The 24272-nt window shown below is 61.4% G+C and carries 25 protein-coding genes; 11 read left to right on the plus strand and 14 right to left on the minus strand.

What is annotated here, in order from left to right:
• Positions 1-33 precede the first annotated feature (33 nt).
• The 3 genes from tkt to M0D66_RS11320 form a co-directional block, all read right to left on the minus strand.
• Positions 34-2118, minus strand: coding sequence for a transketolase (gene tkt / locus M0D66_RS11310; RefSeq protein WP_211707122.1), 2085 nt, complete (start codon positions 2116-2118; stop codon positions 34-36).
• Between the two features lie 229 nt (positions 2119-2347).
• Positions 2348-2593 carry a DUF6723 family protein gene (locus M0D66_RS11315; RefSeq protein WP_093644253.1) on the minus strand — a complete coding sequence of 82 codons (246 nt, stop codon included), beginning with the start codon at positions 2591-2593 and terminating at the stop codon, positions 2348-2350.
• A gap of 267 nt (positions 2594-2860) precedes the next feature.
• A complete protein-coding gene (locus M0D66_RS11320; protein WP_200618882.1) occupies positions 2861-3967 on the minus strand; it encodes a porin in 1107 nt (368 codons plus the stop codon).
• 285 nt (positions 3968-4252) lie between these two features.
• Between M0D66_RS11320 and M0D66_RS11325 the strand changes: the two genes are divergently transcribed.
• Both M0D66_RS11325 and M0D66_RS11330 read left to right on the plus strand, forming a co-directional pair.
• A complete protein-coding gene (locus M0D66_RS11325) occupies positions 4253-5479 on the plus strand; it encodes an AAA family ATPase (RefSeq protein WP_211707123.1) in 1227 nt (408 codons plus the stop codon).
• A gap of 37 nt (positions 5480-5516) precedes the next feature.
• On the plus strand, positions 5517-7268 hold the full coding sequence (locus tag M0D66_RS11330; RefSeq protein WP_211707124.1) for a cobalamin biosynthesis protein CobT: 1752 nt from the start codon (positions 5517-5519) through the stop codon (positions 7266-7268).
• A gap of 5 nt (positions 7269-7273) precedes the next feature.
• Here M0D66_RS11330 and M0D66_RS11335 read toward each other — a convergent pair whose 3' ends face one another.
• Both M0D66_RS11335 and M0D66_RS11340 read right to left on the minus strand, forming a co-directional pair.
• On the minus strand, positions 7274-8107 hold the full coding sequence (locus M0D66_RS11335; protein WP_200654203.1) for a class II glutamine amidotransferase: 834 nt from the start codon (positions 8105-8107) through the stop codon (positions 7274-7276).
• 96 nt (positions 8108-8203) lie between these two features.
• The gene (locus M0D66_RS11340; RefSeq protein ID WP_200561711.1) at positions 8204-8881 is read right to left on the minus strand and encodes a MarC family protein; all 678 of its coding nucleotides are present in this window, start codon (positions 8879-8881) and stop codon (positions 8204-8206) included.
• Between the two features lie 347 nt (positions 8882-9228).
• Here M0D66_RS11340 and M0D66_RS11345 point away from each other — a divergent pair, with 347 nt between their 5' ends.
• The 3 genes from M0D66_RS11345 to M0D66_RS11355 all read left to right on the plus strand — a co-directional run bounded on the left by M0D66_RS11345 (position 9229) and on the right by M0D66_RS11355 (position 11696).
• Positions 9229-9444: a DUF3311 domain-containing protein gene (locus M0D66_RS11345; RefSeq protein WP_154560458.1), complete on the plus strand. Its 216-nt coding sequence runs from the start codon at positions 9229-9231 to the stop codon at positions 9442-9444.
• A complete protein-coding gene (locus tag M0D66_RS11350) occupies positions 9441-10913 on the plus strand; it encodes a sodium:solute symporter (RefSeq protein ID WP_200618865.1) in 1473 nt (490 codons plus the stop codon). The genes M0D66_RS11345 and M0D66_RS11350 overlap by 4 nt, the downstream gene beginning before the upstream one ends.
• Positions 10914-11048: 135 nt before the next feature.
• Positions 11049-11696: a glutathione S-transferase family protein gene (locus M0D66_RS11355; RefSeq protein WP_211707125.1), complete on the plus strand. Its 648-nt coding sequence runs from the start codon at positions 11049-11051 to the stop codon at positions 11694-11696.
• A gap of 65 nt (positions 11697-11761) precedes the next feature.
• Here the strand turns inward: M0D66_RS11355 and M0D66_RS11360 are convergent, their stop codons facing one another.
• Entirely contained in the window at positions 11762-12595 is an 834-nt protein-coding gene (locus M0D66_RS11360) for a phytochelatin synthase family protein (RefSeq protein WP_211707126.1), read from the minus strand.
• Between the two features lie 195 nt (positions 12596-12790).
• On the opposite strand from M0D66_RS11360, the gene M0D66_RS11365 reads away from it, so the two are divergent.
• From M0D66_RS11365 to M0D66_RS11375, 3 genes are read left to right on the plus strand one after another with little or no spacing between them, the layout of a single operon-like run.
• Positions 12791-13066, plus strand: coding sequence for a metal/formaldehyde-sensitive transcriptional repressor (locus M0D66_RS11365; protein WP_054035422.1), 276 nt, complete (start codon positions 12791-12793; stop codon positions 13064-13066).
• A 13-nt stretch (positions 13067-13079) separates the two neighbouring features.
• The gene (gene dmeF / locus M0D66_RS11370; RefSeq protein ID WP_211707127.1) at positions 13080-14114 is read left to right on the plus strand and encodes a CDF family Co(II)/Ni(II) efflux transporter DmeF; all 1035 of its coding nucleotides are present in this window, start codon (positions 13080-13082) and stop codon (positions 14112-14114) included.
• A 2-nt stretch (positions 14115-14116) separates the two neighbouring features.
• The gene (locus tag M0D66_RS11375) at positions 14117-14341 is read left to right on the plus strand and encodes a DUF1289 domain-containing protein (RefSeq protein WP_200618861.1); all 225 of its coding nucleotides are present in this window, start codon (positions 14117-14119) and stop codon (positions 14339-14341) included.
• A 9-nt stretch (positions 14342-14350) separates the two neighbouring features.
• Here M0D66_RS11375 and M0D66_RS11380 read toward each other — a convergent pair whose 3' ends face one another.
• The 4 genes from M0D66_RS11380 to M0D66_RS11395 form a co-directional block, all read right to left on the minus strand.
• On the minus strand, positions 14351-15496 hold the full coding sequence (locus M0D66_RS11380; RefSeq protein WP_211700880.1) for a GGDEF domain-containing protein: 1146 nt from the start codon (positions 15494-15496) through the stop codon (positions 14351-14353).
• Positions 15456-16262, minus strand: a complete 807-nt coding sequence (locus M0D66_RS11385) for a hypothetical protein (RefSeq protein ID WP_211707128.1) — start codon at positions 16260-16262, stop codon at positions 15456-15458. Before M0D66_RS11385 ends, M0D66_RS11380 begins: the two co-directional genes overlap by 41 nt.
• A gap of 395 nt (positions 16263-16657) precedes the next feature.
• Positions 16658-17002: a cupredoxin domain-containing protein gene (locus M0D66_RS11390; protein WP_093644279.1), complete on the minus strand. Its 345-nt coding sequence runs from the start codon at positions 17000-17002 to the stop codon at positions 16658-16660.
• A gap of 33 nt (positions 17003-17035) precedes the next feature.
• A complete protein-coding gene (locus M0D66_RS11395) occupies positions 17036-17992 on the minus strand; it encodes a metallophosphoesterase (protein WP_093644281.1) in 957 nt (318 codons plus the stop codon).
• Positions 17993-18227: 235 nt separating this feature from the next.
• Between M0D66_RS11395 and M0D66_RS11400 the strand changes: the two genes are divergently transcribed.
• Entirely contained in the window at positions 18228-18512 is a 285-nt protein-coding gene (locus M0D66_RS11400) for a hypothetical protein (RefSeq protein WP_211707144.1), read from the plus strand.
• A gap of 66 nt (positions 18513-18578) precedes the next feature.
• A complete protein-coding gene (locus M0D66_RS11405; RefSeq protein WP_054035479.1) occupies positions 18579-19271 on the plus strand; it encodes a hypothetical protein in 693 nt (230 codons plus the stop codon).
• A gap of 168 nt (positions 19272-19439) precedes the next feature.
• Here the strand turns inward: M0D66_RS11405 and M0D66_RS11410 are convergent, their stop codons facing one another.
• The 4 genes from M0D66_RS11410 to M0D66_RS11425 form a co-directional block, all read right to left on the minus strand.
• Entirely contained in the window at positions 19440-21614 is a 2175-nt protein-coding gene (locus tag M0D66_RS11410) for a M1 family metallopeptidase (protein ID WP_266210776.1), read from the minus strand.
• Between the two features lie 560 nt (positions 21615-22174).
• A complete protein-coding gene (locus M0D66_RS11415; RefSeq protein ID WP_211707130.1) occupies positions 22175-22411 on the minus strand; it encodes a hypothetical protein in 237 nt (78 codons plus the stop codon).
• Positions 22412-22421: 10 nt separating this feature from the next.
• Entirely contained in the window at positions 22422-22862 is a 441-nt protein-coding gene (locus M0D66_RS11420) for an SRPBCC domain-containing protein (RefSeq protein ID WP_211707131.1), read from the minus strand.
• Positions 22859-23194 (minus strand): helix-turn-helix transcriptional regulator, encoded by a 336-nt coding sequence (locus M0D66_RS11425; protein WP_093644291.1) that lies wholly within the window; start codon positions 23192-23194, stop codon positions 22859-22861. The genes M0D66_RS11420 and M0D66_RS11425 overlap by 4 nt, the downstream gene beginning before the upstream one ends.
• A 136-nt stretch (positions 23195-23330) precedes the next feature.
• On the opposite strand from M0D66_RS11425, the gene M0D66_RS11430 reads away from it, so the two are divergent.
• Positions 23331-24236: a LysR family transcriptional regulator gene (locus M0D66_RS11430; protein ID WP_211707132.1), complete on the plus strand. Its 906-nt coding sequence runs from the start codon at positions 23331-23333 to the stop codon at positions 24234-24236.
• Positions 24237-24272: the final 36 nt, after the last annotated feature.

A 24272-nucleotide genomic window follows, 5' to 3' on the forward strand; every position in this document is an offset into this window, starting at 1 on the left:
AACGGCGTGAACGACCCTCTGCCGACACACACCCTACGCCTTGCCGCGCTTCCCCTTCACTCGCGCAATCTGCTGCTTCGCCGCGTCATACACATGGTCTGGCGTGAAGCCGAACTTCTTCTTCAGATCGGCGAGCGGCGCCGACGCGCCGAACGTATGCATCACCACCTGCGCGCCGAGCCGGCCGACATAGCGGTCCCAACCCAACGTTCCCGCCTGCTCGACGGCCACGCGCGCATCCACATCGGGCGGCAGCACGGAATCCTGATAGGCCTCGTCCTGTAGCTCGAAGAGGTCCCACGACGGCATCGACACCACCCGCGCCGCGATCCCTTCACTCTTGAGCTTCTCGTAGACGTCGGCACATAGCGACAATTCGCTGCCCGTGGCGAGCAGAATCACTTCAGGCTTCTGCCCGTCAGGCGCATCGGCGAGCACATAAGCGCCCTTCTGCACGCCTTTCGCCGACGCATAGCGCGTGCGGTCCAGCGTCGGCAAGGCCTGACGCGACACGATGATGCACGACGGCCGCTGTGAATGCGACATCGCCACGCGCCACGCTTCGGCGACCTCATTCGCGTCGCCCGGACGCAGCACGGTCAGTCCCGGCACGCCACGCAGCGAAGCCAGTTGTTCGATCGGCTGATGGGTCGGACCATCCTCGCCGACGCCGATCGAATCGTGCGTGAACACGTAGATCGCCGGCACTTCCATGATTGCGGAAAGACGAATCGGCGGCTTCATGTAGTCGCTGAAAATCAGGAAGGTCGAACCGAACGGCCGCATATTCGACAACGCGAGCCCGTTCACCGCCGCGCCCATGCCGTGCTCGCGAATCCCGAAGTGCAGGTTGCACCCGCCATAGTCGTCGGCTTCGAAACTGCCGGCGCCTTCGAATTTCAGATTCGTCTTGGTGGACGGCGCGAGATCGGCTGCACCGCCGATCATCCAGGGCACGCGCGCGGCAATCGCGTTGAGCACCTTGCCTGAAGAATCACGTGAGGCGATGCCCTTCGGATCGGCATCGAAGGTGGGGATGCCACTGTCCCAGCCCTCCGGCAATTCGTGCGCTTCCATCTGCGCGAATTCGCGTGACAGTTCCGGGTATTGCTTGTTGTACGCATCGTACTTCGCCTGCCATGTCTCGCGCGCCGCCTTGCCGCGCGCGCCGATACCCTGCGCGAAACGTTCATGCACGCCGTCCGGCACGTAGAAGAACTTGTCTTCGGGCCAGCCATAGAATTTCTTGGTCAGCGCCACTTCGTCGACACCCAGCGCCTCGCCATGCGCGGCGGACGTGTCCTGCTTGTGCGGCGCACCCCAGCCGATGATGCTATGGACCACGATCAGCGTCGGCCTGTCCGTGATGCTTTTCGCTTCAACAAACGCGGCTTCGAGCGCCGCGGCGTCGTTGGCATCGTTCACATGCAGCGTGTGCCAGTTGTAGCCACGGAAACGGCTCTCCACGTCGTCGCTATAAGCGAGGTCGGTGTGGCCCTCAATGGTGATGCGGTTGCTGTCGTAGATCCAGATCAGATTCGACAACTTCAGATGCCCTGCCAGCGACGCCGCTTCGTGCGAGATGCCTTCCATCATGTCGCCGTCTCCGCATAGCGCGTAGACGCGGTAATCGAACAGCGGCGCATCGGGCTTGTTGAAGTGGCTTTCGTGCCAGCGTGCCGCCATCGCCATGCCGACGCTATTGCCCAGCCCCTGGCCGAGCGGACCGGTGGTCGTCTCCACACCGGTGGTCATTCGGTATTCAGGGTGGCCAGGCGTGTTGCTGTCGAGTTGGCGGAAATGTTCGATGTCGTCGAGCGAGACGGCGGGCGACCCGGTCGGCTTGCCGTCGTGGTCCACCGCCTTGACGTTCGCCAGATGCAACAGCGAGTACAACAGCATCGACGCGTGCCCAACTGAGAGCACGAAACGGTCGCGATTCGGCCACAGCGGCTCGTCCGGATCATAAACAAGGTGGTTTTGCCACAGATGGTAGGCGACCGGCGCCAGGGCCATCGGTGTGCCGGGGTGACCGGAATTGGCCTTTTGCACAGCGTCCATCGACAGCGTGCGAATCGTGTTGATGCACAACTGATCGAGGGCGGGATCGTTTTGCATGGGACACTCCTTGTTCGGCGGTTGGAGACATCGCCGGGACGCGCATTGAATCGGCGTGGTCGGCGACCGGTGTTCATTTGGAAGAACGTGGAAGAACGCTTGAGGACCACAAGGCTCATCGATGATGCGCCGATGCGCGTAAATCTGCACGGCGCGTTACATCCTGTGCCGCGTTGTGCTGATGATTGGAGGTAGTTCTTTCAAACGGCTTGCGGCTTTACCAGGCGCGTTACTTCTCGGGGGCCGCACGGTCGGCGGCCACAATCTCGCGGCCGTAGTCGATCGCCGCGCGGCGCGCCTCGTCGGCGGTCGCGTACGGGCCGATCTCGGGTGCGCCATCGAATGGAAACAGAATCCGCCGGTCGGCTTTTCTGACGACCTTCAATCCACCTATGTAACGGCCGTCGCCTGTTCCGTGATAGCTGGCGTAAATCTCGAAGTCGTCGTCAACCACGTCGGCCTTATGTCGCGCCATGTTTATATCCCTTATCCCTGCACCTCTGGTCCGGTGCGCCAATTCCAATGGCAGCAAGCTGCGTACCGGCGTCCAGCAATACCCGTTCCACCCGAAGCGGAATGGGCTCAGCGCGAAATTGGGAGGGAAGTAAAACAGCGCGCACTGGAAATCCGTTGAACCCGGTTCGAGTGCGCCTGGGCAAATCGACATGAGGTTGTTGCAGCCGCAACGGGTTGCGGCTGCCGTCGTATGGACGGCCGTTACGAACGTGCCGCGAAAGCTACCTTAAAACTGATGCAGCATCCCGACATACGCGCCGGTTTGCGATTCGCCCGCAAGCGGACTCGTGTTATTGGTGGCATCGCGCGGCGACGCTTCAAGCGAAAAATTCGAGTTGCTGCCGTTGCGTACGTAGCCCACCGTGCCGTACACGAAGGTCCGCTTCGAGAGGTTATAGGTGGTGCCGAGCACGTACATCATCGCGTGGCCGGACGGGTCGTGCGCGGCATCGCTGCCGCCGTCGCCGACCTTGATGTAATAGCCGCCCGCCGTCACCGCCCAGCGCGACTGGATGTTGTACGTCGCGCCGAGCCAGTAGTGATCGGCAGTGTCGGCCACGCCCACCGGGGAATCCGGCGCCGAGTAATGCGTATAGGCGCCCTGGATTTTCCACGCATCGAAATGCACGTTCGCACCGGCGAAGTATTCGCGCGAGGCCTGGAAGATGTTGGTGAAGCGGCCGTTGCTGTCACGCAGTTCGTCGTAGATGCCACGCACGTCGAAGAGCGGCGAATGATACGTCAGCATGATGCCGTCGGAGCGGCCAAACTCGCCCGATGCACCGCTGTTGAATGCGCCCGCCTGATTGCCGAAAGCGTATTGCGCCTGCACGTCGAAGCCCCAGAACACCGGGCTGTGATACTCGACGTTGTTGCTGGTCTGCTGCCAGTTGCGTCCGCGCACGAGCGATGCCGACGAAAATGCCTCCTGCACGAACGGGTCGAATTCCCATACGCCGTCGCTATCGATAAACAGATTGCGCCCGGCTTGCAGCGTGCCCCACTGGTCGCTCTTCAAGCCGACGAAAGCACGCCGTGACCACAGCCGTCCGCCACCTGTGGTGCCGTTCATGATTTGCAGACCGGTTTCGAGGTTGAAGATCGCATTCAACCCGCCGCCCAGATCTTCATTGCCTTTGAGGCCCAGCATACTGGTGCCCCAATCGCCGCCTTCAGCGCTCCAACGGGTCGAACTGCCGCCCGCGCCATTATTGATGTGATTCAGGTATTCCAGGCCGCCGTCGAGACGGCCATATAACGACACGCTGGTTTGACCATATGCCAGCGGACTGATCACCGCCAGAGCGGCCACTAATTTTGTATGTAGTCTCATCATTGTTTTGCCGTGAGTTTCTTCTGTCGAGAATAGAATGTTGTAAAACTACACGTTTCGCGCACGAACTATAGGTGATCGGTGCTTGCTGGCCTATCCGTTTGACGCAATAAGCTTTTGCGGACTGCGCGCCCGGCATTGAAAATCCGCAGTGGAGTCGGCGTGCCTCAAAAGAAATCCCCATCGGTGAGATCGAAAGGTACTCACGATAAGATAGTCGCTCATTCGGCATCAGCCAAATAGAAACGCGCTAATCGTTTGCCCATTCATCCATTGCCACTCGCCATGAACGTGCCTGAACTGACCGAAGACGAAAACCTTGGCCTTTACCAACGTGCGACGGAGAGCGGCGCGGAATGGTGGCGCGTCAGCGTAGCGGACCGGCCCGAAAACTACCGGCTCGAACATGGCGTCGATGACGGCAACGGCGCCGGATCGGTCGATATCGATCTCGTGGTCGATGCGGAAAACCTGCGCGCGAAGCTGAAGAAATGGCGCCGCGAGGGCTTTGCAATCGATACGCCCGATGCCGCGGACGAAGCAGGCGCCGCAGAACGCGTGGCCTTCATGCCGGAGCTGCAGCGCGTTGCGGCGCTGGCCTCGGCGGCGAAGCGCCATCTGCAAGTAGAGGGTGCGGGTGAAACGGTGCGCATCGGTCGTGTCGACGTGGCCTGCGGCGTGGACAACCCGCTCGTGCCGCGCGTCAATCCGGCCTATCTGTTTTCCGAACGCTTTAACGACATCGTCGAAGATATCGTGGAGAACCGGCGCGTCATGCTGATCGGCCACACCGGCGCCGGCAAGACCAGCCTGATCGAACAGGTCGCCGCGCGCTCGCATCACGGCGTGTTGCGCTCGAACATGAACGGGCAAACCACCGTCGGTGACTTTGTCGGTTTCTGGACCGTCAAGGGTGGCGAAACGATCTGGGTGGACGGCGTATTGCCCACGGCGATGCGCGAGGGCCTTTGGCTGATCGTCGATGAAATCGATTTCGCCGAACCGTCGATTCTCGCCGCCCTCACCGCCGTGCTCGAACCGCACGGGCGTCTCGTGCTGAAAGAGAAAGGCAATGAGATCGTCGCGCCGCATCCCGCGTTCCGGCTGTTCGCGACGGCCAATGCAGTCGGCGCGATGAGCCAGTTCCGTCATCTGTATCAGGGCGCGAATCTGATGAACGAGGCGTTTCTCGATCGCTGGCGCGTCTATATGCTGGATTATCTGACGCCCGCCGAAGAAGCCGACGTACTGATGCGCACCCTCGCCCCGCATATGACACGCGCGCTCGCCACCACCCTCGCCGCCATTGCCGCCGACTGCCGCGCGGCGTTCGCTCGCGAAGACCTGTCGAGCGCATTCTCCACGCGGCGCCTGCTCGACTGGGCCGAGCTGATGCTGCGCACCGGCGACCCTGAACGCGCCGCCGGTCCTGCGATCTATGCGAAGGTCAGTCCCGAGGACGCGGCCCTGATTCGCGGCATCGTTCGCCATCACATTGCGCCGGCCGCCTGACGCTAAGTGACCACAGCACACTGACCACGACACGCAAATGAACGCCATGCACGCAATGCGCGACACGCGAGGCTTCGCGTTTGAATCGACGCTGAGCAAAGTGGCGCGCGTGCTGACCGGGCAATACGGCGTGACGGTCGCCTTCAGCCCGGATGGGCCGCGTGTGGAACCCGGCCGCATCGTGATTCCCGACTACGAGCTGAGCGGCGGCGTCGAGCGCGACGTGCTGATCGGCTATCTGGATCTGCTGGTGGCACGCGCCAAACATTCGTCGCTCGCGCAGATGGACGCGCTGCCGCCGGGCGTGGCGGCGAATCTCGCGCAGGTGATCGAGGATCGCCGCGTCTGCGTACAACTACTCGACGAGTATCCGGGCGCGCGCTGGTTCATCGGCAAACTGCGTGTGCATGCCGCTGAGCAGGCGCGGCTGCGCTGGCCGAAGCTGCATTGGCGCGACCGGCTGGTCTGGCTGGTGGAGCGCGCGCTGTGGGACGAACGGCCGACCCGGACCGAAGCGAGCCATTCCCTGCTGGCCGCGCTGCACGCCGCGCAGGATCTGCTGGACGAGTCGCGCAGAAGCCGTTCGACCGCGCGAAGCATCGCGGCCGCGCAGGCGTTGGTGGCGCGCGTGCGGGCTTTATCGGCGGGCGATGTCAACAGCATGGTGTTCACCGCGGATCCGGTTGAAGACATCGACACGGAAACCGCCACGTCGTCCTCGGCGCCACTCAACGACGACGACACCACCCTGCCCGACCAGGACAACGCAGCCTCACCGCCGTCCGATAAAAGCGGTGGCGCACAAGCGGAAAACGCGGTGGGCATGGGGCAATCCCTAGCCGATGCGCAGCAAGCGTCGGCACGTTCTGAAGGGCAAGCGGGTACCGCGTCAGACACCACTCGCGCGCGACTCTCGATTCCTCTCGCCACCGAATTCGACGAGATCACCGACGTTACCGGTCAAGGCGATAGCGCGACATGGCGCGAGCTTCGCGCGCAGGCCCGCGCGGACACCGCGCCGCTCAAGGAGAAACTGGAGCGTGCGCTGAGCGCCGACGAACGCACCCGTTGGCGCCGCGAACAGGAACGCGGCGAGATCGACCGCACCGCGCTCGCCAAACTGGCGACCTCGCCCGGTTACCGCACGCCGTTTCGCACGCAGCGGGCAGCCAAAGGGCGCGACGTCGCCGTGAGCTTGCTGATCGATCGCAGTGGCTCGATGGCCGGGCGCAAGATCGAGCTCGCGCGCCTGTGCGCGACCGCGCTGTGCGATGCGCTGACGCAGTTGTCGTTCGACTGTGAAGTACTCGGTTATTGCTCGCTCGAGTCCGCGCCGATGAGGCAACTGTATGAGCGGCAACTCGCGGCCGGCGCTGATCTGCAGCGCTATAACCGCTTTGTCGAGCGACTCGATCTGAAAGTCTATAAACGCTTTGGCGCGATCGATCCAAGCGGGATCGCCACGATCGATTGCGGTCACGAGAATCCGGACGGCGAGGCGCTCGCCTGGGCGGCAACGCGGCTTGCGGATCATCAAGCCGAGCGGCGCATCCTGATTGTGTTCTCCGACGGCTATCCGTCGACCGGCGACGGCGATCCACAGGTATTGCGCCACGATCTGCGCGAACGCGTCGCGGCGATCCAGAAACGCGGCATCGAACTGCTGGGGATCGGCGTATTGACCGACGCGGTCGAGGACTTCTATCCTCACAACGTGGTGGTGAGCCGCCTGGCCGAATTGCCGTCGACGGTCTTCTCGGTGTTGAGTTCGATGCTGCTGACGCGCTAGCGCGCCTACGCCAGCTGCGGCCTGAACGGATACTGATCGATCTCCCCGCCCCGCGCGACCACGGCCGTGCTCTCCGGAATCTCTTCCCACCAGCCAGGCAAATCCGACAGCGGCTCCGACAACACGAGGAAGGCGTCTTCACCCGCTGTCGCGATGCGCGGGTCGTCTGGATACAGATCGTGCAGATGCCGGAACGAGGTGCTGTGGAAGAGCGAGCGCGACTGCCCTTCGCTCGAATAGCGAACCGCGACGATCTGTTCGCCGTCGGTGGCACATACGGTCATGTTCAGCGGCTCATCGACACCGTGTTTGCGCCCGATGTCCTCGACAAAACCCACCATCCGCTCGAGCGCGGTAACCGGCGCGAGTTCGAGACCGAAGGTCAGCGCGAGAAAAAACAACACCTCGGAATCCGTCGAACCTTCGATTGACGGGAAAAACTCGGGATCGATCGCCAGCATCAGATCGCGGCGTACCAGCGGAAAGTTACGCACCAGCCCGTTATGCATGAAGAGCCACCGCCCGTACCGGAACGGATGACAGTTGGTTTCCTGCGAGGGCGTACCGGTGGCCGCACGAATGTGCGCGACGAACAGCGGCGCGCGAATCGCCCGCGCGGCCTCGCGCAGATTGCGGTCGCTCCACGCGGGGTGGATGCAGCGATAGCGAAACGGGATGTCGGTGGGCTGACCGTACCAGCCGATGCCGAAGCCATCGCCGTTGGTGGTGGTCTGGCCGAGCCGCGAATGCAGACTCTGGTCGATCAGGGAGTGTTTGGCGTTGAACAGCACCGTTTCGAGTTGCAGCGCGTTACCGGTATAAGCGAGCCAGCGGCACATGAGTTCCCCTCCGGTTGCGACGTAATGCGATGAATTGCGACGAGATGTCTGACGAAACTCGCGCGAGCCTCGATCAGGCTCACGTGCCGCCGACCGCTATTTGACCACGGGTTGCAGCTGTGCGATCGGCGTCAGGAACTCCGAAAAACCGGTCAGGATAATTTGCACGCCAATGCACAGCAGCAGAAACGAAGAGACGCGCATGGCGACCTTGGTGCCGTCCACGCCGAGATACTTGGCGAACACCACCGCGCGGCTGTAGATCAGATACACGGTGGCCGCCACCAGCAGCGAGATCACCACCGAAGCGATGCTCGACAGCACGAACGCCGAGAGCTTATGCGTGCGGTTCGCGGTCAGCGCGACCGCGGTAGCGATCGAACCCGGCCCGGTGGTGAGTGGGATGGTGAGTGGGAAGAACGCCTTCGACATGGCGTTATCCGCGTCCACGCGCTTGACCGCGGGCTGCTCGGCCGGTTGCGTGTCGGGCGCGTTGAGCATCTGCCAACCGCCGACCGCGACCGCGAGGCCCCCGCCGATGCGCAAGGCCTCCATGGAAATGCCGAAGAAATGAAGAATCGGGGTGCCGACAAAGAAGGCAACAAGCAGCACGCACATGACGTTGAAGGCGATCTTCTTCGCGAGCGCCGTGCGGTCTTCCGTGGTGAGCGATGCTGTCCGGTCGAGAAAGACGAATGCCATGCCGATTGGGTTGATGATGCTGATCAGCCCGGTAAAGCCAAAGAGAATGTCCGAGATCAGACTTTCGACCATATGCGATCCGTTTCGGGCAGCGGCGCGGGCGGGCCGATCGACTGACCGCCCACCAGCGCGCCACGCCAGGTTGAAGTGCCGGACGCCTTCGGGCGGTCCAGATTGTTGCTCGCGTTGCGTGGCTCAGATGATATCGCGGCGCGGCACGCAAATTGGCGAAAAACGGGGCGATGCACACAGCGCGCGGCGCTGCACCGCAGCAGACGGGCGTAGAAAGATGCGCGCACAACTTTCGAAAAGCCTACACTTTTTTGACTTACTTTACGTAACAGAAGCATCAGGCATACAGTCCCCAGCGAAGCCGCACTTTCAACGAGACGTACTTACCGGTTCGAGGAGTCGCCCCTATGTTGCTTCGTGTACTCGCTGCGCTGCCGTTCATCGGCATTCTGCTCGGCGTCCCGTTTGTGAATCGTGTCGAGCCGCTGGTGCTCGGTATGCCGTTCGTGCTGGCCTGGATCGTCATGTGGGTGGTGCTGAGTTCAATCATCATGGCGATCATCTACCGTCTGGACCCGAGCAACCGGCAGCTTGCCACGGATGCCGAGGAGGTCCGATCATGAGCGCACTCGTCATCATTGCGGCCATTACGCTGTTTGCGCTGTACCTGGGCGTGCGCGCGCGGCGCGGCCACGACATGAGTCTCGAACAGTGGACCGTGGGCGGCCGCAGCTTCGGCACCGCGTTCGTGTTCCTGCTGATGGCGGGCGAGATCTACACCACCTTCACCTTCCTCGGCGGCAGTGGTTTTGCTTATGGCAAGGGCGCGCCGGTCTACTACATTCTTGCCTACGGCACGCTCGCGTACATCCTCTCGTACTGGATGCTGCCGCCCATCTGGCGCTATGCGAAGAATCACCATCTCGTCTCGCAGCCGCACTTCTTCACGCGCAAGTACGACAGCCCGGCGCTCGGCACCCTCGTTGCCCTGGTTGGTGTGGCCGCGCTGATTCCGTACCTCGTGCTGCAACTCAAGGGACTCGGCATCATTGTGGCAACGGCCTCGTATGGCGCGATTTCGTCGACGGCGGCCATCTGGATCGGCGCCGCGGTGGTGACGGCTTACGTGATCGTCTCCGGCGTGCGCGGTTCCGCGTGGAATTCGGTGGTGAAGGATCTGCTGATTCTGGCGATCGTGCTCTTCCTCGGGATTTATCTGCCGCTGCACTACTACGGTGGCTTCGGCGAGATGTTCCACGCCATCGACGCGGCGCGCCCGGGCTTCCTGACCTTCCCGGCCAAGGGCTCGAGCGTGACCTGGTTCCAGTCGACCGTGCTCCTGACCGCGCTGGGCTTCTTCATGTGGCCGCACACGTTCGGGTCGATTTTCACGGCGAAGGACGAGCGTATTTTCCGGCGCAACGCGATGGTGCTGCCGCTGTATCAGTTGATTCTGCTGTTCGTATTCTTCGTGGGCTTTGCGGCGACGCTGAAGGTACCGGGCCTGAAGGGCGGCGACATCGACCTCTCATTGTTCCGTTTGTCCTTGCAGACTTTCGATCCATGGTTCGTCGGCGTGATCGGTGCGGCCGGGATTCTGACGGCGCTGGTGCCGGGTTCGATGATCCTGACGTCGGCGTCCACGCTGCTCGCCAACGACGTGTATCGCGGCATGGTGAGCCGCAATGCCTCGGACGCGACGGTGGCCAACCTCGCACGCATCCTGGTGCCGGTGGTGGCGCTGGTGGCGGTAGGCTTTACGCTGCATGGCGGTGAGACGATCGTGGCGTTGCTGCTGATGGGCTACAGCTTCGTGACCCAGCTGTTTCCGGCGGTGATCTGCAGTTTGCTGCCGCACAACCGCGCGACCAAGTACGGCGCGTTTTGCGGGATTCTTGCGGGCGTTGCGGTCGTCACGGTGACGACGACCATGCATCTGAGTATCGGGCAATTGATGCCGTTTTTGCCTGACGCCCTGAAGGACATCAATATCGGCTTCCTGGCATTGGCCGTGAACGTGATTGTTTTTGCCCTGGTGAGCGCTATGACGCAGCCGCGCTCGGTCGAGCAGACTCACGCGCCGGTGCATTGAGGTTTTCTTCGTATCTTTTGCATGGCAGTTGAAGGGGCTGGTCGCTTTGCGCGCCAGCCCCTTTTTTTCACGAATCGCGCTAGACTTCGCCCGAATTGAAGTCGACCGAATCGAATGAGTATGCGGAGCGAATGAATGGACTATCGTCTTTACTACTCGCCGGGCGCGGCAAGCATGGCCGTTCACTGGATGTTGATTGAAATGGGCATCCCGTTCGACGTCCAGCTTGTCGATATCGATGCCGGCAATCAGCGAAATCCTGACTATCTGCGGCTGAATCCCGCAGGCCGCGTTCCCACGCTGGTAGTCGACGGAACGCCGCGCCACGAGTCAGCCGCATTGCTGATGCTGCTGGCCGAGCGGCATCCGGAAGCCGCCCTCGCGCCGGCGCCGGGTTCCGCAGACCGTGCCGCGTGGCTGGAACGGATGATCTATCTGGCTAACACGCTGCTGCCCGCCATGCGCGACTGGTTTTACGCCGACGTCGACGGCGAGCCTGCCGGCGCCGAAGCAGTTCAAGCACTCGCGCGGCGCCGCATCGAAGAAGCCTGTGACCAGCTCAACGCCGATCTCGCCGATGGACGTGACTATCTGGTCGGCGGCAAGCTCAGCACGGTCGATTTCCTCGCGGTTGTCGTGATGCGCTGGACACGCAACATGCCGCGCCCCGCTCTCGGCTGGCCGCATCTCGCCCGCTATATCCGCGGGCTGCGAGCGCTGCCCTCGTTCATCGAATTGAATGCGCGGGAGGGGCTTACGGAATGGCGCAATCAGGATGATTGATGCGCGTGCAACTAATTTTCGCTCGTCGTCGGTTAGCGTGACCGCGTAGCTATGAAAAACGTCAGTTAGTTCGAGTTCGCTCGCGTGCCGACGATCACGATGCCGCGTGACAGTCCGCTCACGTTGTCGACCGCTTGCGCCCCTGCGTACAGTTGCGTAACCGGTACCCAGACTGCCGGATACTTGTAGCGCGCTACGTCCAGAAGCAGCGCGCTGTCGCTCGCCGCGTCGTAGGCGGCGAGGGGTGACCAGTGACCGCCCCCTGCTTCGCCTATCTCCACCCGCCTGAAGTTCAATAAGGCAAAGCGGTCGCTGTGACCCGTCGTGTCACGAATCAGATCGCGAAACTGACCGAGCGTCAGGTCGCCGGCATGGAATTTCCTCACCTCGACAGGAAACGCGCTTAGGGCCGTGCTGAGCTGGTCGAGCGTCATACCCTCCCTCGATACTCGCGCGGCGCTGGCCACCTGCGGATCGACGCTGCGAAAAAAATCCTCTTGCGAGAAGTATGGGAAATCCGGGTACAGCGTCGACTCGGGACGGCGAATGCCCAATGCATTGAGCGCCATCACCGAAGTTGCGACCGAACAGTAGGCTTCGTTGCGCTGCGTTTCGAAGTACTGCGACAGCGGCCAGTACGACTGGTTGTGGGCAGCGTCCATCAAGCGCTTCTGGCCAGCCGGCTGTGTCAGCGCGATCAGGTTCGGCGGGACGGGCAGCGGCCCGTCGGCTGCGCGCGCCGTGCCCGCTGCGGGGGCTTGATGCGCGGTTTGATCCGAGGCTTGATTTGCAGCCGGCGGCAGCGGCGCGCAGGCCGTCAGTGTTGCCGTCAGCACAACAACAATCCACTCAGGCCGGCTTACGCGCTCAATGGCGCGCATCAACGAATGTCTGGACATTAACCCTTCCGCTGCGGATGACTTCGGAACGACTTCGGCCGTGCCGATGCGTTTTTCATCCCGCATCGGCAAGCCCCGATTTTTTAACACGAAACGGATCGGCGCGTGAGTTCGCGGCCCAGAAGCAGACGAACTGAATCGCCTCCGCTCGATCTGATAATATATACCCCCCTATGGTATTTTTCGAGAGCATTCATGGGCCACACGATTCGGGAAAAACAGAAGCTTCTCAACCGCGTTCGCCGCATCAAGGGGCAGATCGAGGCCATTGAACGCGCGCTCGAAGACGAACGCGGCTGCGCCGATGTCCTTCAGCAGATCACCAGTTGCCGCGGCGCGATGAATGGTCTGTTGGCGGTCGTGCTCGAGGACCACATCAGAAACCACCTGGTGGATGCGCATACTGACGAAGACCCTGCTGGCAGCGCCACCGAACAACTCATCGAAGTCGTTCACAGCTATTTCAAGTAAACCGGAGCAGGACATGAGTGACTTTAGAAACGCTGCCTTCGGCGCGGGACACGATCACATTTTTCTGGGCGCAGCCCATGAAAAGAACGAACGCAGAACATGGGCGGTGATCGCTTTGTGTGCCGTGATGATGGTTGCGGAAATCGTCGGCGGCAGCCTGTTCGGTTCGCTGGCGCTCGTGGCGGATGGCCTGCACATGTCGACGCACGCGGGGGCGATGCTGATCGCCGCGCTCGCTTATACGTACGCGCGCAAGCATGCGAGCGACTCACGCTTTGTATTCGGCACCGGCAAGCTGGGCGACCTCGCGGGATTCACAAGCGCTATTGCGCTGGCCATGATTGCGCTGCTGATCGGTTATGAAGCTGTGTCGCGCTTTCTCTCGCCGGTACCCATTCATTTCGGTGAAGCGATTCCGATTGCCGTGGCCGGGCTGCTGGTGAATCTGGCCAGCGTGTGGCTGCTGCGTGGCGATCATCACGGGCACAGCCATGGGCATGGGCACGGACATCACGCCCATGGGCATGAGGATCACGATCACGCGGAGGGTCACGCTCATGACAATCGTGGCAACCACGCTCACACAGCCCATCACGATGCCGAAAGCGCGGCCCAGCGGGACCACAACATCCGCTCGGCCTACATTCACGTGATCGCGGATGCCGCGGTGTCGGTACTGGCCATCATCGGCCTCGTTCTCGCACGTGAATTCGGCTGGCTCTGGATGGACCCGCTCGCCGGCATCATCGGCGCGCTGGTGATCGCAAACTGGTCATACGGGTTGATGCGCGACACGGGTGCGATCCTGCTCGATATCAACCCCGACCAACGCATGACGGAGAACGTGCGCCACGCGATCGAAGACAACGGCGACAAGGTGCTCGACTTGCACGTGTGGCGCGTGGGGCCTGGTCATATGAGTGCGGTAATATCCGTCGCGACCCAGGAAACGCGCCATGACTCGCGTTTCTATCATGCGTTGCTGAAACGCTTTAACGGACTCTCGCACGTCACCGTCGAAGTCAACCCAACGGAACAGATCGCCTGAAGATGGCAATTCAATCACCCTGCATCGACATTTGCAAAATCGACGGAAAAACGGGCTTCTGCATCGGATGCCTGCGCACCCGTGACGAGATTCGCGAGTGGAAAAACATGACCGACTACCGGCGCCATCAGGTTATCAATGACGCTTTGCGCCGCAAGGCCAAGGTGAAACCGGCGGTGCCTGAGATACCTGAAACGCCGGAAACGCCGGAAACGCAAACGCCGTAAAGACGCCAGTCAGTTCGCTTGATCCGCGAACGCATAACTGTTCTTGCCATTGCGCTTGACCCGGTACATCGCCTCGTCGGCCGCGGCTACAAGGCGATGGTAATCGTCGACGGAATCCGGAAAACTGGCGATACCGATGCTGGCGCGAACCATCCCGACCCCCATCGCCAGGTCCGTCTGAACCACGCAGGCAATCAGCCGCCGGGCGATTTCGCCGAGCTCTGCATTCGTCGAAAATTCGCGAACCAGGACGGCGAATTCATCGCCGCCGATCCGGGCGACGACATCGACTTTACGCACCGACTCACGAAAGCGTTTCGAAACCGCGATCAGAAATTCATCGCCGACACGGTGACCGAGCGAGTCGTTGACCTGCTTGAATCCATCCAGATCGATATACAGCACGGCAATTTTGGAAGGCGCGGCGCGCGCGGACAATTTCGTCGCCGCCGCTTCGAGCGTGGCAAACAGCTTGCGCCGGTTCGGCAAGCCGGTCATCGCATCGTGCAGCGCCGCCCATTCAAATTCGTGCGACTGCCCTGCCAGCAAACGATTCCGTTTGGCGTACATCCCCAGCGCGGTGATCAGCATACAGAACAGCAATGCCGCCGACGCGATCAGCGTGCGCGCAACGTGGGCAATCCTCACGCGCACGTCGGCGCTATCGGCATCGCGCTGTGCCCGCCACCAGGCCGACACGGCACCGAGCACGGCGTCCGTGTCGCGCAGATCGGCATCTGCTGTGAGCGAAGCTGGCGGCAGACGCGGCGCCGCCGACGGACTCTCGTTTACCAGCGCCGCGAGCGACGCGAGACGATGGGCGAGTTCGGTTCGTGCCTGCCGATACCCGGCGGCCTTGGCTTCCGTGGCGTCGGGCAACTGTTGCCAGACGCCGACCAGATTCCGGGCGCCTTCCGCCCGATCGACCGCTTCGAGAACGAGCCCCGCATATTCCTGCTTCAACTGATCGGAAAAGATCGTCCGGATTTGCAGCGCCAGATACAGAAGGCCGATCAGCAGACAAACCAGCGCGGCGGCGGCGATCGCAGCCGGGCCCGGCCTGAAGCGGATCGCGAGCGCGCCTCTGCGAGCGGCGCGGGGGGGACGCGTCCGCTCAGGGATGGGAATAGATGTCTTGCCGGTTTCCGGTGTCATGCTGGCGGTAACTTACGCGACGAAAGAACGAACCCATCCGGGCAAAAAGACTGCCTTTGTGCCTGGCATTTGCCGCCGAAGTAGCGCGACGATCCTGCTGCGCGAGACGCGCATCCCTGCCGGGCCGGCCGGACGCCAACTGCTGAGGCGCAGGATTGGACGGCGCCGCAGCAGGGGCGGACGACGCGGTCGGGGCGGGTTTTACATCGGCCACGACGGTTTCGCTAACCGTCGGCGCCGGGAGTCGCGTGACTGGACCGGACCAGGAGGCCAGTTTTCCGCCCTCTTCGCCGTCCGACGCTGCCGTTGCTGCCTGCGTTTGTGCTGTTGCCGGCGGATCTACCGTTGCCTGCGTGCTCGTGGTCGCCGACGCAACTGCTGTTGCCCGCGTGCCCGTTGTCACCGGTTTAACTGCGGGCGCCGGCATACCACCCGCTGCCGATCGCGGCGCTGCCGCGAAAGTTGCCGGTCGTGGCGTCACAATCGATTTCACCAACGCTGGTGCTGCAGCCGCTGACGCAGCCGTGCCGAGCGCCTGCCGCGCGTGCGCCATCGCCTCGGCATACGCTTGTTGATCGTGGTTGAACCAGACACCGTAAGCGACCGTACCCACTACGCCCAAAGCCAGCGCGCTTGCCGTCGCAACACACAGCGCAAGACGTCCGAATCGCACAGGCGGCGCCGCGACTGGCGGCTCAGCGCCAGAATCGAAGCCGGCATCCGGACTCTCTACGGCAGATTTTGAAAATTCGGTATCGTTGAGCATCGCAATACTCTCCGGAATCCTCACATGTCTGACCCGTTGGCAGACATTGTTCATACGATTCGGCGGGGTCGATCTGGCGTTGTTGTTGGAAGAATTTTTCCCGCTCGCCGGGTAGCGACAACACAGCAATGCTGCGCTTTAAACGCGAGCTTTGCGAGTCCGCTTTGCGTCGATGAGACAGGTAAAAGATTCAACGCCACGCGTATCCACGGGCTGGGCCGCGAGCGCTTGCAGGCCGCCTCCGCGTGGGGACTGGAGGCAGCGATGGGGGCACGCACGGCAGTTCTGCGTCACGCAATAAACACGCCTATCTGGAACGTGCCAATCGGTAGCGACCGCTTAAAACGCCATGCATGCCCGGTGGAGCGCAGGACGCCCCACACCCGATCCGTCACCTATTGCACGGTGATCGTTTCTTTCATGTTCGGGTGAATGCCGCAAAACACCTTGTAGACGCCCGGCTTGTCGAACTTGAACTGGAACGTGTCGTTCTGATCGAGCGCGGCGGAACGGAACATGCCCGCGTCGTTCACGACCGTATGCGGCTCGCCGTCGAGATTTTTCCACGTCACCGTCGAGCCGGCTTTGACCGTGATTGCCATCGGCGAGAACATGAAATTCTTGATGACCACGGCGTTCGGCGTTTCTGCCCGCGCAACGGAAAGTCCGGCCGACGCGGCGATCAGCGTCGAACTCCCGAGCAACACGAAAAACGTGCGACAAATAGTTTTAGTTTGCATAACTGATCTCCTGCGAAAGAAAAAATTCTGAAATCAAACAAGTGTCGTATCGGCAAGCGTCGCCTTGAGCGGATGACGCACGATCTTGATGCTGGTCACGCCGAGCATCTTCGGGAGCTCATCGCTCGCTACTGTGAGCGGACCGGGGCCGGGACCGTTGCCGGCGGTCGGCTGCGGATAGGCTGTCGAGCGGGCCGTGTGGAAAGTGATATTGCCTTCCACCTTCGACACGATCTGGTGAATATGGCCGTTGAGCACGGTCACCGAGCCGAAGCGCTTCAGATAGCTCATGGCCTGACCGGCATCGCCTGTGCCCCAACCCCACGGTTCGTAGATCGTCCACATCGGCATGTGGGCAAAAACGACGATCGGCGTGCTGGACGAGCGGCCCTTCAGGTCGTTTTCGAGCCAGGCGAGTTGCTCGTCGCCGAGACCACCCAGGCCGTTAGGCTTGAAATGCATCACGTTGACGAGTGCCACGAAGTGCACGCCGTTGTGATCGAAGCTGTAATAGCCTTTGTTGTCCGAAGCCTTGCCGAAGCGGCTGAAGTATTCGGTTCCGGGGCCGTCCGTCACGTCATGCTCGCCGGGCACGGTGTGGAGTTCGGTGATATTCAGACCGGACATCAACTGCGCCGCGAGATCGAACTCAGCCGGCTTGGAAAGATGGGTGATGTCGCCCGTGTGGATGGTCAGCGCGGGCTTGACCGGCATGGCATTGACGTAGTCGATCGTCTGTTTGAGCGTGCCCGCGACGTCCGGGTTGGCTTCTTTATTGAAGCCGATATGCGAATCGCTGATCTGGAGGAAAAGCGGGACGCCCATGGACGTCGCGGACGATTTCGCGTCGGCCGCGAGAGCCAGCTCCACCGGCGTAAGAATGCCGCCGGCAAGAACGAACACTGTACCTACGCCGCCGAAAGCGAGACATTTCAGGGCGCCACGGCGTGAAGGGTTAAAGGCAGGATCGGATGAATGATGTGACGACATGTTGACCTCACGATAAGGACTCGCAGGCAAACCGCGGGATCATCCGGCGGGCCACACGACTCGGTTCATCTGGAAGACTGGCGTGCCGCCGGTTTTATTCCCGGGACAGAAAAAATAGTGCTGGACTGCCAATCCAACCGCGCAGGCTGATATGGCGCATGCCAGGGTAAGCGTGGGAATAGCCGCGCCGCGGCGGCGGTCATGCAGGTGAGAGAACCTGAAAGGAGTCGCTATCATGGACATCATCGACATGGCCCGTGCCTCGGGCATGGCAGTCACCCTCGAGGGCAGGATTGGCCGCGAGGAATACCAGAGCGTGTGCGGTTCGCTATCCGCATTGCAGCGATTTGCCGAAGCGGTGCGTCAGGGCGTTGTTCAACAGAGCGGACATCAGACACGCGCCGTCGCGCCTCACTCGCAGAGCGTGAGGAGCGTAAGGAGCTTGAGAAGGCCGGCTCGCCCGCATGCCCGACGCGATTCGAGTGCGGCCTCCCATGCCGCTTCCGAGCATACAAACTGAAAGGAGAATAATGTGCGACCGGAATTGTGGCCCGTTCTGCGCCGCCTGCAACTCGGATCGGGCGTGATGCTGCTCATTTATCTGTTTTTGCACCTGGTCAATCACGCGCTCGGAATCTGGTCGCTCGACCTTGCCGGGCGCGGACTGACGTTCGCCCTGTGGATCTGGCATAGCGTGCCCGGCACGATCCTGCTGTACGGCGCGGCTCTCGTCCATTTCGCGTTAGCCGTGCGCACGATTTACGGACGTCGTCACTGGGTGCTTCCACCCGCTGAATGGATCCGGTTGTGGGCAGGACTCAGCCTGCCATTGCTGCTCATCCGGCATGCCGTAGCAACGCGCCTCGCGACGTCGCTGTATGGCTTCGAGCCTAACTACGAGCGGATCGTGATATCGCTGATCACGAGCGGCACGCAGGGTCTGCAACTTGCGCTGCTCGCGCCAGGCTGGATCCATGGCTGCCTGGGCGTGTGGTTCCGATTGCGTCACTATCCGGCGATGCAACGCGCGAGGCCCGCCCTGCTGGCCCTGCTCGTTGGTTTGCCATTGCTATCCGCCGTCGGCTTTCTGCGGATGAAGCAAGCCGTCGTGGCAATGCATGTGGTTCTCCCCGCGCCTGATTCGAAACTGGTGATGCACCAGCTTGCACTCGATACGTGGCGCCACAGTCTCGTCTCGCTTTACCTCGCCGTGATCGTCAGCGCGCTTTTAGCGGGTCTGTTGCGGAATTGGCTGGAGCGCCGCCCGAGTTCGGCCTGAGCGACACCGGCATTCGCCCACTCATCTATGCGGATGCAGATGTCAGTGCATGGTTGAAAAGGCGGCGCTCGCCCGATGCTGCAGACGTGCCGAGGCCCGCATCGTGTGAGGATGCGGGCCTCGGCCCTGCCCTTTACTACGGCCCGTAAAGCTACGGGCTTTCCTTGCTTATTGCCCTTGCTGCGATTGCGGCTTCAGCTTGAACTTGCCTTGATAGCGGATCGTCGGACGCAGCGACTGGGTCGTCGGCGCGGTCATCAGCAACTGACGCGCAAGCGGCGTAGCCGTCGGGCTAAGCGAGCCGATACTGGTTGCCCGCGACGGATCCGCCAGACCGTTCTTCACCAGCAGCTTGGCTTCGAGTTGCAGGCTGGTCAGCAAAACCGGATCCTTCAGCGCGTTCCCCTGCGCCAGCAACTGACTCCACGCGTTGTTGCTGTAGTTCGTCACGTAGTAGTCGAGACCGCTCGGATCCGCGAGCACCGCGGAACAGCCGTTCAGGCGCACCTGCATTTGCGTGTCCTTCATCGCAACCGTCTTGCGCGATGTCAGTCCGTCACCGTAGGCGAGCGTCAACGGAATGGTCCATTGCGTGCCGGGATACTGATTCTGGTTCGGGAATGGCTGCTGCTTGAGCGTGACCACGGTCTGATTGGTCGTCAGATCGCACTGGGTGTCGAGCGACAGCAAAGGCACCCCGGTTTGCCGTACGAAACTGTCGCCGATCGCGACCATTGGCTCGCCGCTCGCCTTGGCCAGTTCGTCCCACAAGCGCTTCGGCGTGCCGTTGCCGAGCGCATAGTCGGCCAGATACGACTGCAGCCCTTTGCGCAACACGTCCTCGCCCAGATAATTCTCCAGCATCTTCAGCACATGGCCGCCCTTGTCGTACGTAAAGGCGCTTGCGCTCAGCACGAAGTCGTTCGAGGCCCAACCGTTGAAGTTCGGCTGCACCGGGAACGCAGTGGATTTCAGATCGGCGTTGATCACCGCATACTTGTTCTTCACGTCGTCGACCCAGCTGAAGCGGTCCGGGAAGAAACGCACCTTGGTCTTGTTCTCGAAGAACGTCGCGAACGATTCGTTCAGCCACACGTCGTCCCACCAGTCGAGCGTGACCAGATCGCCGAACCATTGGTGCGCGGCTTCGTGCGTCAAAACCGTTACCCCGTAATCGGACATCGTGGTGCCGGGCGCCGGCAGAATGTCGTCGGCGAATTCGAGAATCGCGCCCCAGTTCTCCATCCCGCCGAAGTTCAGATCCTTCTGCTCCTTGAACGCGTCGTTAGCGGCGATCGTGTCGAACTTGGTGAGCGGCAACGGAATGCCGGTGTAGCGATAGTAGTAATCGAGTGCCTGCTTGGTCTGCTGCATGGCCGGTTTCGCCCAATCGCGCATGCCGGGTGGCGTGAAGATGCGCAAATGCAGACCCTTGTGATCAGGCAGCGGGCTCGAGAAGTCGTCTTCGAGAATGTCGAACTGGCCGCCACCGAAGAAAAGCAGATACGAAGGCATCGGCGGCGTCTTTTCGAACGACACCAGCTTGTAGCCGCTGTCCACATTCACAGCCGGCTTTTCCGCCGCGTTCGAGACGACGTTCCAGTTCTGCGGGACTTCCGCACTCACCTCGTAGGTGGGCCGGAAAGCCGGTTCGTCCCAACCCGGGAACCATTGGCGCGCGAGGTTCGACTCGCCTTGCGTGAGAATCGCGCCGCTCGTCGTGCCATCGGTCGACTTCAGGTCGACGCGGAACACGCCCTCCGCCGCGGAGCAACCCGGATAGGGATCGTCGCCGCAACTGCCACCGGTCTTGGCGACCGGATCGTCGTAGGTCTTGAAGTTGATGATGCCGCTCCACTCCATGTGCAGCGAGTAGTTGCCGGCGGCAATCTGTCCGCTCACTGGCCGAAGCTGATAGAAATCGCCGTCATCCTGCGGCGTGGCGATCAGCTGGATGTTGCCTGGCTGCAGCGTGATGGTGCCGTTCGTGAACTTGACGCGGTGCCCGGCAATCGTGATCGCGTTGACGGCCTTCAGCACCTTGATCTGGACATCCGCGCGGCCGTCGAATGAAGAGAGCGCCGGGTTCGGCCGGAACCACAGCTTGTAGTTGATCGGGGTGACCGTATCGGGCAATTCGACCGGCGGTACGCTCTTGTTGATCGATGCGTCCGCAACGATCGGCGCAGTGGGCGGCGCAAGTGCCACCTCGGAGGCGGCGGCAGGCGTCTGGGCGGACTTGCTCGAGAGCGTCGACGAGCTGTCTGAACCGCCGCAGCCCGCCAGGACCATTATTCCGGCTAAGGCCAGGCACTGTATCTGCAATCGGAAATTTATACGCATAGTTAATCCTCGACTGACAAAATCGGCATAAAGAAAGTGCGATGAGTGCTTAAGCTGTGTTTCTCTGTTTTTTCAGCACAAAAGGTCTCCCGCACTAGCGCCGGATTGCTAGCGAGAATATATGGACGTGTTACTGCCTCAGCACTTGTGGCTGATTTTAGAATTACGCTTCCTGATTATTACAATGCTTTCAAAAAGACGACGTAAGCCGTCTTTCTGCAGTTTCATACGATCGCCTGACTGACGGACAAAGCGGCGGCTTACCTGCGTCTCCGAGCAGGTGGACAGGAACCGGGTCAGTTTTTAGCGACAGTGCGTAGCCTAGATTGGCAAACGTTCTCGTGTCAACTTCCTTTCACAATCTTTCCGAAATGAGTGCGCGGCGTATGCAGATCGAATGGATGTGGTAATCGGCAGAGTTAATCCTCTAAAGGCGGGATACGCGCACATTTCTACGAGAAACTTTATTTTATTGCAGTGCGGAGTGTGCTATTAGACGTGGCGACAGCCAATGTTTTTAAAATTAACTAGCTGTTGAGTTCACGAGAGAAAATAAACCATTAGCGAATGAAGTGACCGCAAATCGGCATCGCACTCAGGCGCGCATAGAACGACGACTGTCTGCCGCGGACATCGGCGAATTGATCGGCCGCCAACGCGGAGCCGGCGGCGGCGCCGACCGCAATCAACACGATCGCGATTCGGCGCAGACGGCCGGCACGACCGATCAACGTACCCGACACGCTACGCCAGCTGGCGAGCAAGGTCATGGCGAGTGCAACGATTGCGCAGCACATGGTCGTATCTTCAGTCCAGTTGAGCCACCAATGCGTCGAGCTTGTCCAGTGCGGGGCTCCAGCCGTTCTGATGAGCGTCGCGTTCGAACTCGTCGAAGAACTGCGCATGCGTGAGAGTGAGCTCGGTGCCGTCTTCAATGGGGCGCAGCCTGATGGTGACGAGCGATCGTTGCTCGGGCGCGGTGACCCACTCCCACGTGAAGACGAGCTTGCGATCCGTTTCGACTTCCAGGTATCCGCCGCGGCAGTCGTGCGTTTTGCCGTCCAGTGTCTGGAACACCACGCGAAAGTGGCCGCCCACGCGCGCATCGGCTTCGGCGCTGAGCACCGGCCCCGCGTCAGGTCCCCACCAGCGCGCCATCAGTTCGGGTCTCGTCCACGCTGCATAAACTCGGGCTGGCGGGGCTTTGATGCGCCGCACGATAGTCAGGCTCGGCTTTTCCTGGGTCATTCCTCGTGTCCCTCCACAAAATCGGCAAGCCGGTCGAGGCTCGCGGACCAGAAGCGCTCATAGCGCCTCAACCATGCCATCGCCTCCTCCATCGGGCCTGGAACCAGATCGACCGAAACGGTCCGCCCGTTCTTGCTACGCGCCACCAGACCCGCGTCGCTCAGCACGTCGAGGTGCTTCATGACCGCCGGAAGCTTGAGCGGCAGCGGCCGCGCGATCTCCGTAATCGACAGGCCGGGCTCCCGCTCGAGGCGAGCGAGGATGGCCCGGCGTGTGGGGTCCACAAGGGCGGAAAACGTACGATCGAGTTGACTGACTGGAGACTTTGCCATATGGTGAACTATAGGCAGTGAACGAACAGTGTCAAGATTTTTTGTGAGCGAGCCACGGCGCACGCACTCCCGTTTGCGGCCCATCACCAGTCCGTTCTAGACTGCGGGTCGGCCACATTCGAGGGGGCAAGCCGGTATGGACATTCTTCAAGGCATGGCAGTGTTCAAGCGCGTCGTCGATGCATCGAGCTTCTCGAAGGCGGCTGATTCGCTGGAGATGCCGCGCGCGTCGGTGTCGACCCTCGTGCAGAATCTGGAGAGCCATCTGGGGGTGCGCCTGCTGAATCGCACCACGCGCAGCGTGCAGGTTACGGAGGACGGCGCGCTCTACTACGAGTACTGCTCGCGCATTCTGGCCGAAGTCTCCGACGCGGAGTCCGCGTTATCGAACAAACGCCTCAGCCCACGCGGCACAATTCGCGTCGACACGTCGGCCACGTTCGCCGCCAACGTGCTGCTGCCTGTCATGCCTGATTTCAATGCGCGCTACCCCGACATCACCGTGAAGCTGGGGTTGGCCGATCGCAACGTCGACCTCATTCAGGAAGGTGTCGATTGCGTGATACGGATCGGTGTTCTCGACGACTCGAACCTCGTCGCGCGACCGATCGGCAGCGTCCGCACGACCATCTGCGCGGCGCCGGCGTATCTCGATCAAATGGGCGAACCCACCACCCCCGACGACCTCGACCGTCATCGTGCCGTTAATTATTTTTCCGCGCGCACCGGACGCATCTATCCATTCGAGTTTGAAGTGGATGGAACGCGAATCAGAAAAACGGTGAACGGCATCATCGCGGTCAACGAGGGGCTGGTGTATGTCATGTCCGCGACCGCAGGTTTGGGGGTCATTCAGGTTCCGCGTTTCATGGTCGCCAAGGCGATTGAAGCCGGCGCATTGCGCGAACTCTTTAGCGCCTACCAATGTCCGTCCTTGCCGCTTTCCTTGCTGTATCCGCACCGTCGGCTGAGCATGTGCGTGCGGGTATTCAGCGAGTGGATTCACGAACTCGCGCAGAATAATCCGGACCTCAACGGTTAGCCGCGCGCTTAATCGCGTATCTCGCATCGCGCCCGC

Source organism: Paraburkholderia sp. SECH2 (genome assembly GCF_030464795.1).
Lineage (GTDB): Bacteria > Pseudomonadota > Gammaproteobacteria > Burkholderiales > Burkholderiaceae > Paraburkholderia > Paraburkholderia aspalathi.

Bases quoted from the DNA above. Each gene is read 5' to 3' on its own strand.
- tkt (WP_211707122.1), bottom strand. From the start codon at position 2,118: ATGCAAAACGATCCCGCCCTCGATCAGTTGTGCATCAACACGATTCGC.
- M0D66_RS11315 (WP_093644253.1), bottom strand. From the start codon at position 2,593: ATGGCGCGACATAAGGCCGACGTGGTTGACGACGACTTCGAGATTTAC.
- M0D66_RS11320 (WP_200618882.1), bottom strand. From the start codon at position 3,967: ATGAGACTACATACAAAATTAGTGGCCGCTCTGGCGGTGATCAGTCCG.
- M0D66_RS11325 (WP_211707123.1), top strand. From the start codon at position 4,253: ATGAACGTGCCTGAACTGACCGAAGACGAAAACCTTGGCCTTTACCAA.
- M0D66_RS11330 (WP_211707124.1), top strand. From the start codon at position 5,517: ATGAACGCCATGCACGCAATGCGCGACACGCGAGGCTTCGCGTTTGAA.
- M0D66_RS11335 (WP_200654203.1), bottom strand. From the start codon at position 8,107: ATGTGCCGCTGGCTCGCTTATACCGGTAACGCGCTGCAACTCGAAACG.
- M0D66_RS11340 (WP_200561711.1), bottom strand. From the start codon at position 8,881: ATGGTCGAAAGTCTGATCTCGGACATTCTCTTTGGCTTTACCGGGCTG.
- M0D66_RS11345 (WP_154560458.1), top strand. From the start codon at position 9,229: ATGTTGCTTCGTGTACTCGCTGCGCTGCCGTTCATCGGCATTCTGCTC.
- M0D66_RS11350 (WP_200618865.1), top strand. From the start codon at position 9,441: ATGAGCGCACTCGTCATCATTGCGGCCATTACGCTGTTTGCGCTGTAC.
- M0D66_RS11355 (WP_211707125.1), top strand. From the start codon at position 11,049: ATGGACTATCGTCTTTACTACTCGCCGGGCGCGGCAAGCATGGCCGTT.
- M0D66_RS11360 (WP_211707126.1), bottom strand. From the start codon at position 12,595: ATGTCCAGACATTCGTTGATGCGCGCCATTGAGCGCGTAAGCCGGCCT.
- M0D66_RS11365 (WP_054035422.1), top strand. From the start codon at position 12,791: ATGGGCCACACGATTCGGGAAAAACAGAAGCTTCTCAACCGCGTTCGC.
- dmeF (WP_211707127.1), top strand. From the start codon at position 13,080: ATGAGTGACTTTAGAAACGCTGCCTTCGGCGCGGGACACGATCACATT.
- M0D66_RS11375 (WP_200618861.1), top strand. From the start codon at position 14,117: ATGGCAATTCAATCACCCTGCATCGACATTTGCAAAATCGACGGAAAA.
- M0D66_RS11380 (WP_211700880.1), bottom strand. From the start codon at position 15,496: ATGACACCGGAAACCGGCAAGACATCTATTCCCATCCCTGAGCGGACG.
- M0D66_RS11385 (WP_211707128.1), bottom strand. From the start codon at position 16,262: ATGCTCAACGATACCGAATTTTCAAAATCTGCCGTAGAGAGTCCGGAT.
- M0D66_RS11390 (WP_093644279.1), bottom strand. From the start codon at position 17,002: ATGCAAACTAAAACTATTTGTCGCACGTTTTTCGTGTTGCTCGGGAGT.
- M0D66_RS11395 (WP_093644281.1), bottom strand. From the start codon at position 17,992: ATGTCGTCACATCATTCATCCGATCCTGCCTTTAACCCTTCACGCCGT.
- M0D66_RS11400 (WP_211707144.1), top strand. From the start codon at position 18,228: ATGGACATCATCGACATGGCCCGTGCCTCGGGCATGGCAGTCACCCTC.
- M0D66_RS11405 (WP_054035479.1), top strand. From the start codon at position 18,579: ATGCTGCTCATTTATCTGTTTTTGCACCTGGTCAATCACGCGCTCGGA.
- M0D66_RS11410 (WP_266210776.1), bottom strand. From the start codon at position 21,614: ATGCGTATAAATTTCCGATTGCAGATACAGTGCCTGGCCTTAGCCGGA.
- M0D66_RS11415 (WP_211707130.1), bottom strand. From the start codon at position 22,411: ATGTGCTGCGCAATCGTTGCACTCGCCATGACCTTGCTCGCCAGCTGG.
- M0D66_RS11420 (WP_211707131.1), bottom strand. From the start codon at position 22,862: ATGACCCAGGAAAAGCCGAGCCTGACTATCGTGCGGCGCATCAAAGCC.
- M0D66_RS11425 (WP_093644291.1), bottom strand. From the start codon at position 23,194: ATGGCAAAGTCTCCAGTCAGTCAACTCGATCGTACGTTTTCCGCCCTT.
- M0D66_RS11430 (WP_211707132.1), top strand. From the start codon at position 23,331: ATGGACATTCTTCAAGGCATGGCAGTGTTCAAGCGCGTCGTCGATGCA.